This is a genomic window from Pontimicrobium sp. MEBiC01747, from assembly GCF_053601635.1.
On record NZ_JBSHNS010000055.1, the window covers coordinates 1 to 8,483 of the forward strand.

The window sequence follows — 8,483 nt, forward strand, 5'->3', positions numbered from 1 at the left end:
CTGTAGGATCTTTAGAAGTATTATTTATGGCATCGAAATAACTGCCATTGGCATTGTAATTAACACCGCCTTTAAGCCCAAATCCGCTTCCACTTTGCGCGAAAGCGGATGTGGCTATTATTACTGTAAAAACTACAGTTAAAAATATGTTTTTCATAATTTTTCGTTTTATTGATTTATATCGTTAAAACGAAAAATAAGAGTTATTATTTTCTTTTAATTACTTTTTCGCATGCTTTTACAATAGCATCACTGTTTAATCCGTACTTTTCCATAAGTTGAGCTGGCGTTCCAGATTCTCCAAAAGTGTCATTTGTAGCAATGAATTCTTGAGGTGTTGGTTTATTAGTCGCCAATACTCTAGCAACACTTTCTCCTAAACCTCCTAAATGGTTATGTTCTTCTGCAGTAACTATACATTTTGTTTTGCTTACAGATTCTATAATAGCATTAGCATCTAAAGGTTTTATAGTGTGTATATTAATAACTTCAGCAGAAATCCCTTTTTCATTTAATGCTTTAGCAGCTTCAAGAGCTTCCCAAACTAAATGACCAGTGGCTACAATAGTAACATCTGTTCCTTCAACAAGGTGTAGGGCTTTACCAATTTCAAACGTTTGATCTTCTGGAGTGAAATTAGCTACTTTAGGTCTTCCAAAACGTAAGTATACTGGTCCATGGTGTTCTGCTATAGCTAATGTTGCAGCCTTAGTTTGGTTATAATCACAAGGATTAATAACAACCATACCTGGTAACATTTTCATTAAACCTATATCTTCTAAAATCTGGTGGGTAGCTCCATCTTCTCCTAGTGTTAATCCCGCATGAGATGCACAAATTTTCACATTTTTATCAGAATAAGCAACACTTTGTCTAATTTGGTCGTAAACACGACCTGTTGAAAAGTTTGCAAAAGTACCTGTAAATGGTATTTTTCCACCAACAGTTAATCCAGCAGCAATACCTATCATGTTTGCTTCTGCGATTCCTATTTGAAAAAAACGTTCTGGGTTTTCTTCAATAAATTGATCCATTTTTAGAGAGCCAACTAAATCGGCACAAAGTGCAACAACATTAGGGTTTGTTCTACCTAACTCTGTTAAACCAGCTCCAAAACCTGAACGGGTATCTTTACTTCCTGTATTTGTATATGTTTTCATAAGTGTAAAATCGTAATTAGTAAATCTAAAAAGGGTTAGTAATCTCCTAAAGTTTCAGGATTTTGTGCAAGAGCGCTAGCTAATTGTTCGTCATTAGGTGCTTTTCCATGCCAAGCATGAGTGTGCATCATGAAGTCAACACCATTACCCATCATTGTTTCTAATAAAACACAAACAGGTTTACCTTGTCCGGTTTTAGATTTTGCTTCAGCCATTCCTTTTAAAATAGCTTCCATATTGTTACCTTCTTTTATCTCTATAACAATCCAATCGAACGCTTCAAATTTAGCTTTAACATCTCCCATAGGTAATACATCATCTGTAGCACCATCAATTTGTTTTCCGTTTAAATCTATAGTAGCAATTATATTATCTACTTTTTTTCCAGAGGCATACATGATTGCTTCCCAATTTTGACCTTCTTGTAATTCACCATCACCATGTAGGCTATAAATTAAATGATTACAACCATTTAGTTTTTTTGCTTGCGCAGCACCTAAAGCTACAGACATTCCTTGACCAAGAGAACCCGAAGCAATTCTTACACCTGGTAAGTTTTCATGAGTTGTTGGGTGACCTTGCAGTCTAGAATTAATTAATCTAAAGGTATTAAGCTCGTCTACTGGAAAATACCCAGCTCTAGCAAGCACACTGTAATAAACAGGAGAAATATGTCCGTTAGAAAGGAAAAATAAATCTTCTCCAATACCGTCCATGTCAAAACCGTCTTTTCTGTCCATTATGTCGTTATAAAGAGCTACAAAAAACTCTGCGCAGCCTAAAGATCCTCCTGGATGCCCAGAATTTACCTTATGAACCATACGTAAAATGTCTCTACGTACTTGTGTTGTAATATCTTCTAATTGTTGTGTGTTTGCCATTTTTTTAGCGTTATGTTAATTGGGCTCAAAAATAACTTTTTTAAACGCCTTTTACAATGCTTATTTAACTTCATTTATTAACGAATTGACTCGATTTGCTAACAATTGTAAATTTTATTAAATGTTTAAGACCATAAGACATTTTGTTAATTATCTTTGCAGGCGAATGAATTTTATCAAAAAAGAATACTTTTGGAATACGATCTATCATTAGTTGTATTATCTTGATTATAAATTTTATATTTTATCTTCAAGATTTAAAGGTATAGAAATTCAAAACGGAAAGAATGCTTAGCTAATTGCTGGCACGATAAAAACATCGATAATTAATTCGATGTTTATTTTTGTCCCTTTTGTATTATTGTTAATTCATTTTATAATAAAAACAGAATAGAAAAATAAGTAGTATAGCTTAATTATTGGTTTTGTATACTTATTTCTATCTCTATTGTAATATTTATATACGATTCGATTAAAATATGACGTTTGATTTAAAAGCAAAGGATCCACAGAGTAATGCAAGGGCGGGAGTAGTAACCACAGATCATGGAGTTATAGAAACTCCTATATTTATGCCTGTTGGTACAGTAGCCTCTGTTAAAGGGGTGCACCAAAAAGAATTAAGAGAAGAAATAAATCCTGATATTATTTTAGGAAATACCTATCATTTATATTTAAGACCACAAACCGAAATTCTTGAAAAGGCAGGAGGTTTGCATAAATTTATGAATTGGGATCGCAATATTTTAACCGATTCTGGAGGGTATCAAGTCTATTCATTATCTTCTAGAAGAAAGATTAAAGAAGAAGGTGTAAAGTTTAAATCGCACATAGACGGAAGTTACCATACATTTACACCCGAAAATGTCATGGAAATTCAGCGAAGTATAGGTGCCGATATTATTATGGCTTTCGATGAGTGTACACCCTATCCATGCGATTATAATTATGCAAAACGATCAATGCACATGACGCATAGATGGTTAAAACGTTGTATAAATCACCTAGAAAAAACACCATTTAAATACGATTATTCACAAGCATTTTTCCCTATCGTACAAGGAAGTACATATAAAGATTTACGCAAACAATCTGCAGAATATATAGCCAATGTTGGCGCAGAAGGAAATGCCATTGGAGGGCTTTCAGTAGGAGAGCCAGCAGAAGAAATGTATGCTATGACAGAAGTGGTAACCGATATACTCCCAGAAGATAAACCACGTTATTTAATGGGCGTAGGGACACCTATAAATATTTTAGAAAATATTGCTTTAGGGGTAGATATGTTCGATTGTGTTATGCCAACACGTAATGCTAGGAACGGAATGTTATTTACGGCTTATGGTAGTATAAATATTAAGAATTTAAAATGGCGTGACGATTTTTCTCCAATAGACGAAATGGGAATTACATTTGTAGACACAGAGTATTCTAAAGCTTATTTACGTCACTTATTTACAGTTAATGAATTGTTAGGTAAGCAAATAGCAACCATACACAACTTAGGGTTTTACTTATGGTTGGTTCGAGAAGCAAGAAAACATATATTAGCAGGAGATTTTAGAACGTGGAAAGATATGATGGTTAAACAAATGAATAATCGCTTATAACTCTTGAAAATATTAGACTGGTACATACTAAAGCGCTACTTATTCACATTTTTAATGATGATATTACTGTTTATTCCTATAGGTATAACAGTACATTTAGCAGAAAAAATAGGTAAAATATTAGAAAGAGAAGTCCCTTTTGGAGAGGTAATGGTTTACTTGCTAGACTTTACTATCTACTTTGCACACTTGCTTTTTCCTTTATTTTTATTTTTATCAGTCATTTGGTTTACCTCCAAACTAGCTAATAATACAGAGATAGTAGCTTTTTTAAGTTCAGGAGTATCATTTTCAAGATTTCTAAGACCATATTTAATAGGAGCGAGTTTAGTTGCTGGTTTTTCTATAATATTAGGTTTATATCTGGCTCCTAATGCTAGTAAAGGATTTAATGATTTTAAATACAAGTACCTATCAGGCAAGAAGCCTACAGAAAATGGTCGCTTACTTAAGCAAATTAATGATAACGATATTATCTATGTAAGTCATTTTGACTCTAATAAAAAAATAGGACATAATTTTACCTTAGAGCATTTTGAAGATGGTAAAATGACATATAAAATTGAATCTACTAATATTCGTTATAAAGAAGAAGACAGTATTTATCGTTTAAGGAGCTACTTAAAAAGAATTGTGGGAATTAATGGAGATACTTTAGAATTTAAAAGGAAGAAGGATACATTGTTTTCATTTGATTTAGAAGATTTAACTCCTGAATCTTACATTGCAGAAACAAAAACATATAGCGATTTACGACGATTTATTGAAAGAGAAGAAAAACGAGGTTCGTCTAATATAAGTCGTTATAAATTAGAGTTATACAGAAAGTGGAGTTTACCAGTGTCTGTTTTTATTTTAACAATTATTGCTGTAGCCGTTTCCTCAAGAAAACGAAGAGGAGGTATGGGAGTAAACCTTGCCTTCGGTATTTGTATAGCCATGATCTTTGTGTTTTTTGATAAAATTTTTGGTACTATGGCAGCCCAATCAGACTTTTCACCATTATTGGCTGTATGGTTTTCTAATATAATATTTGGTATACTAGGTATAATACTTATATACAATGCTAAACGATAAGTTTAAAAACTACCTTCATTTACATCTCTTAGTATTTATAGCAGGTTTTACAGCTATTTTAGGTAAACTAATAACAATAGAGGCTGTTTCATTAGTTTGGTATAGAATGTTAATAGCTACAGTTTTAATGTATATCTACATTAAAATAGCGAAAATTGATATAAAGATTTCAAAAAAATCATTAATTAAATTATCTGTAGCTGGAATAATTATAGCACTGCACTGGATAACCTTTTTTGCAGCCATAGATGCCTCTAACATATCTATTACTTTAGCTATGTTTTCTACAGGAGCCTTTTTTGCTTCTTTTATAGAACCAATGATCTATAAGAGAAAAATAATATGGTACGAAATTTTATTTGGAATTATAGTTATAATTGGCGTATGGATAATTACTCAAAGTGAAATTAAACATATAACTGGAATTATATTAGGAATATCATCTGCATTTTTTTCATCCCTTTTTGCGGTATTAAATGGGAAATTTTTAGAAGAACATTCAGCTACAAAAATTTCTTTTTACGAATTTATTAGTGGGGTTATATTCATTTCTATTTTTATCCAACTGTTTGGAGGAGGATTTTCTGTAGAATATTTTCAAATTAGTCATTCAGACTTTTGGTATTTGTTCATATTAGCATCAGTTTGTACAGCATATGCTTTTATAGCATCTGTATATGTAATGAAACAAATAAGCCCATACACAGTTGTACTAACCTATAATTTAGAACCTATATATGGCATTGTAATAGCAATAATTTACTTCCCAAATTCAGAAAAAATGTCATCAGAATTTTATTACGGAGCGGCAATAATACTGGGCGTTGTAATATTAAATGGTATTTTAAAAAATATAAAAACGATAAAAAGGAAAGCAACTTAATACTAAATTAACAATTAAAGTTTTTATATTTGTCAACTAAACTAAGAACTAAACAAATAATAAATTCCCTATGGAATATTTAGAATTTGAATTACCGATAAAAGAGCTAGAAGAGCAACTTCAAAAGTGTCAGGTTATTGGAGAAGAAAGCGATGTAGATGTTACACAAACCTGCAAGCAAATAGAAAAGAAATTAACTGCGACCAAAAAGGATATATATAAAAATTTAACGCCATGGCAACGTGTACAAATGTCACGCCATCCAAATAGGCCATATACTTTAGACTATATTAAAGCATTATGTGGAGATTCATTTTTAGAATTACACGGCGATCGTAACTTTAAAGATGATAAAGCTATGATTGGTGGTTTAGGTAAAATTGGAGACCAAAGCTACATGTTTATTGGGCAGCAAAAAGGCTATAACACCAAAACACGACAGTACAGAAATTTTGGTATGGCTAACCCAGAAGGTTACCGTAAAGCTTTGCGTTTAATGAAATCTGCTGAGAAGTTTGGTATTCCAGTAGTAACATTATTAGATACGCCGGGAGCATACCCAGGCTTAGAAGCTGAAGAACGTGGACAAGGAGAAGCTATTGCAAGAAATATATTAGAAATGACACGTCTTAAAGTGCCAATTATTACTGTAGTAATTGGAGAAGGAGCTTCAGGAGGTGCACTAGGTATTGGTGTTGGAGATAAAGTACTAATGTTAGAGAATACATGGTATTCTGTAATATCGCCAGAATCGTGTTCTTCTATTTTGTGGAGAAGTTGGGAATTTAAAGAAACTGCAGCAGAAGCTTTAAAATTAACAGCAACAGATATGAAGAAAATGAAATTGGTTGATGAGATAGTTAAAGAACCATTAGGCGGAGCACATAGCGACAGAGAAAAAACATTTTTAACTGTAAAAAATGCTATTGTTAGTGCTTATGATGAATTTAAAAACTTATCACCAAAAGATTTAGTAGACCAGAGGATGGATAAATATTCTCAAATGGGAGTTTACAAAGGCTAGTAGCTATAAAACCTAAAAAAATAAAATCTGAAAGCTAGTCTTTCAGATTTTTTTATGCTTATTAACAAAAAAAAAGAGTTATTAACACTATAAATGTTCACTACATGTGAAGATTGAAAGGCGTTTAAATTCTGTTCACATAATCAATTTATTTACTTTCGCTAACTATGAAACAACCACAACAATTTTCCGGCTATAAAGTTGATAAAAGCACTATTATTAGCCTTGAAAAAGGGAAAATACCACCACAAGCTATTGAATTAGAGGAGGTTGTTCTTGGTGCTATGATGATTGATAAGAAAGGAGTAGATGAAGTCATTGATATTTTAAGCCCAGAAGCTTTTTATAAAGAAGCACATCAACATATTTTTGAAGCCGTATTTATGCTGTTTCAGGAAAGCGAACCTATAGACATATTAACAGTTTCTAACCAATTAAAAACCAACGGTAAGTTAGATTTAATAGGAGGCGACTTTTATCTTATTTCATTAACTCAAAAAGTATCATCATCTGCGCACATAGAGTTTCATGCCCGTATTATTCTTCAAAAATTTATTCAACGAAGCTTAATAAAAATATCTAACGAAATTATAGAAGAAGCTTACGATGAAACAAAGGATGTTTTTGATTTATTAGACCATGCAGAATCTAAATTATACGAAGTAACACAAGGTAACATTAAAAAATCTAGTGAAACTGCTCAAGATTTAGTAATACAAGCCAAAAAGAAAATTGAAGAAATATCTAAACAAGAAGGAATGAGCGGAATTCCTACTGGTTTTACTAAACTAGATGAATTAACTTCTGGCTGGCAACCAAGTGATTTAATTATTGTTGCAGCTCGTCCAGGTATGGGAAAAACGGCCCTAACACTAACAATGGCAAGAAACATTGCAGTTAACTCAAATATACCAGTTGCATTCTTCTCTTTAGAGATGGCATCAGTACAGTTAATAACCCGTTTAATATCTAGTGAAACAGGACTATCCTCAGAAAAACTGAGAACAGGAAAACTAGAAAAACACGAGTGGGAACAACTTAATGTAAAAGTAAAAGATTTAGAAAAAGCACCTTTGTTTATAGATGATACTCCATCATTATCAATTTTTGATTTGAGAGCAAAAGCTAGAAGATTAGCCTCTCAACATGGTATAAAAATGATTATGATTGATTACTTGCAGTTAATGACAGCCGCAGGAGCAGGAGGAAATCGTGAGCAAGAAATATCAACAATTTCTCGAAACTTAAAAGCTCTAGCAAAAGAATTAATGGTACCAGTAATTGCACTATCGCAATTATCACGTGCGGTAGAAACACGTGGAGGTAGTAAAAGACCCTTATTATCAGATTTACGTGAATCTGGAGCAATTGAACAAGATGCAGATATAGTATCGTTTATCTATAGACCAGAATACTATAAAATTGATGAATGGGATGATGATGATCATTCCCCAACAGCTGGTCAAGGAGAATTTATTGTTGCAAAACACCGTAATGGTGGACTAGAAAACATTAGACTTAAATTTATTGGTCATCTAGGTAAATTCGACAATTTAGATGATTTCGATACACCATTTGGGCAAGAGTTTCATAGTAAAATGAATGCAGCAGCAAATGATGATACATTTACCCCAGATAACTTTACAGCCTCTCCAGAAGATGCGTTTGGCAGCCCAGACGATGATGATGTTCCATTTTAAATAATATAAAAATTAATTCTAATGCTAAATACTTTATAAAAAGTCAGTTTTAAAGTATTTTTGCGACGTAAATGAAGTTATTACCTAACAATAATTATTAATACAGAATGGATAAGACACGTACTACAAACATGTTACTATTAGTAAT

Annotated in this window: 7 protein-coding genes; 5 read left to right on the plus strand and 2 right to left on the minus strand. The window is 32.3% G+C overall.

Annotated features, from left to right (window positions below; genetic code table 11):
• Window positions 1-206: 206 nt before the first annotated feature.
• On the minus strand, window positions 207-1,160 hold the full coding sequence (locus ACVC2P_RS00845) for a transketolase family protein (RefSeq protein ID WP_452596591.1): 954 nt from the start codon (window positions 1,158-1,160) through the stop codon (window positions 207-209).
• 35 nt (window positions 1,161-1,195) lie between these two features.
• Entirely contained in the window at window positions 1,196-2,041 is an 846-nt protein-coding gene (locus ACVC2P_RS00850; RefSeq protein ID WP_452596592.1) for a transketolase, read from the minus strand.
• Between the two features lie 479 nt (window positions 2,042-2,520).
• Here ACVC2P_RS00850 and tgt point away from each other — a divergent pair, with 479 nt between their 5' ends.
• The 5 genes from tgt (at window position 2,521) to dnaB (ending at window position 8,335) form a co-directional block, all read left to right on the plus strand.
• Window positions 2,521-3,651 carry a tRNA guanosine(34) transglycosylase Tgt gene (tgt, locus tag ACVC2P_RS00855; protein ID WP_452596593.1) on the plus strand — a complete coding sequence of 377 codons (1,131 nt, stop codon included), beginning with the start codon at window positions 2,521-2,523 and terminating at the stop codon, window positions 3,649-3,651.
• A gap of 3 nt (window positions 3,652-3,654) precedes the next feature.
• A complete protein-coding gene (locus ACVC2P_RS00860) occupies window positions 3,655-4,728 on the plus strand; it encodes an LptF/LptG family permease (protein WP_452596594.1) in 1,074 nt (357 codons plus the stop codon).
• Window positions 4,715-5,611: a DMT family transporter gene (locus ACVC2P_RS00865; protein ID WP_452596595.1), complete on the plus strand. Its 897-nt coding sequence runs from the start codon at window positions 4,715-4,717 to the stop codon at window positions 5,609-5,611. Before ACVC2P_RS00860 ends, ACVC2P_RS00865 begins: the two co-directional genes overlap by 14 nt.
• 70 nt (window positions 5,612-5,681) lie before the next feature.
• A complete protein-coding gene (locus ACVC2P_RS00870; protein ID WP_452596596.1) occupies window positions 5,682-6,635 on the plus strand; it encodes an acetyl-CoA carboxylase carboxyltransferase subunit alpha in 954 nt (317 codons plus the stop codon).
• Between the two features lie 167 nt (window positions 6,636-6,802).
• The gene (gene dnaB, locus ACVC2P_RS00875) at window positions 6,803-8,335 is read left to right on the plus strand and encodes a replicative DNA helicase (protein WP_452596597.1); all 1,533 of its coding nucleotides are present in this window, start codon (window positions 6,803-6,805) and stop codon (window positions 8,333-8,335) included.
• Window positions 8,336-8,483 lie beyond the last annotated feature (148 nt).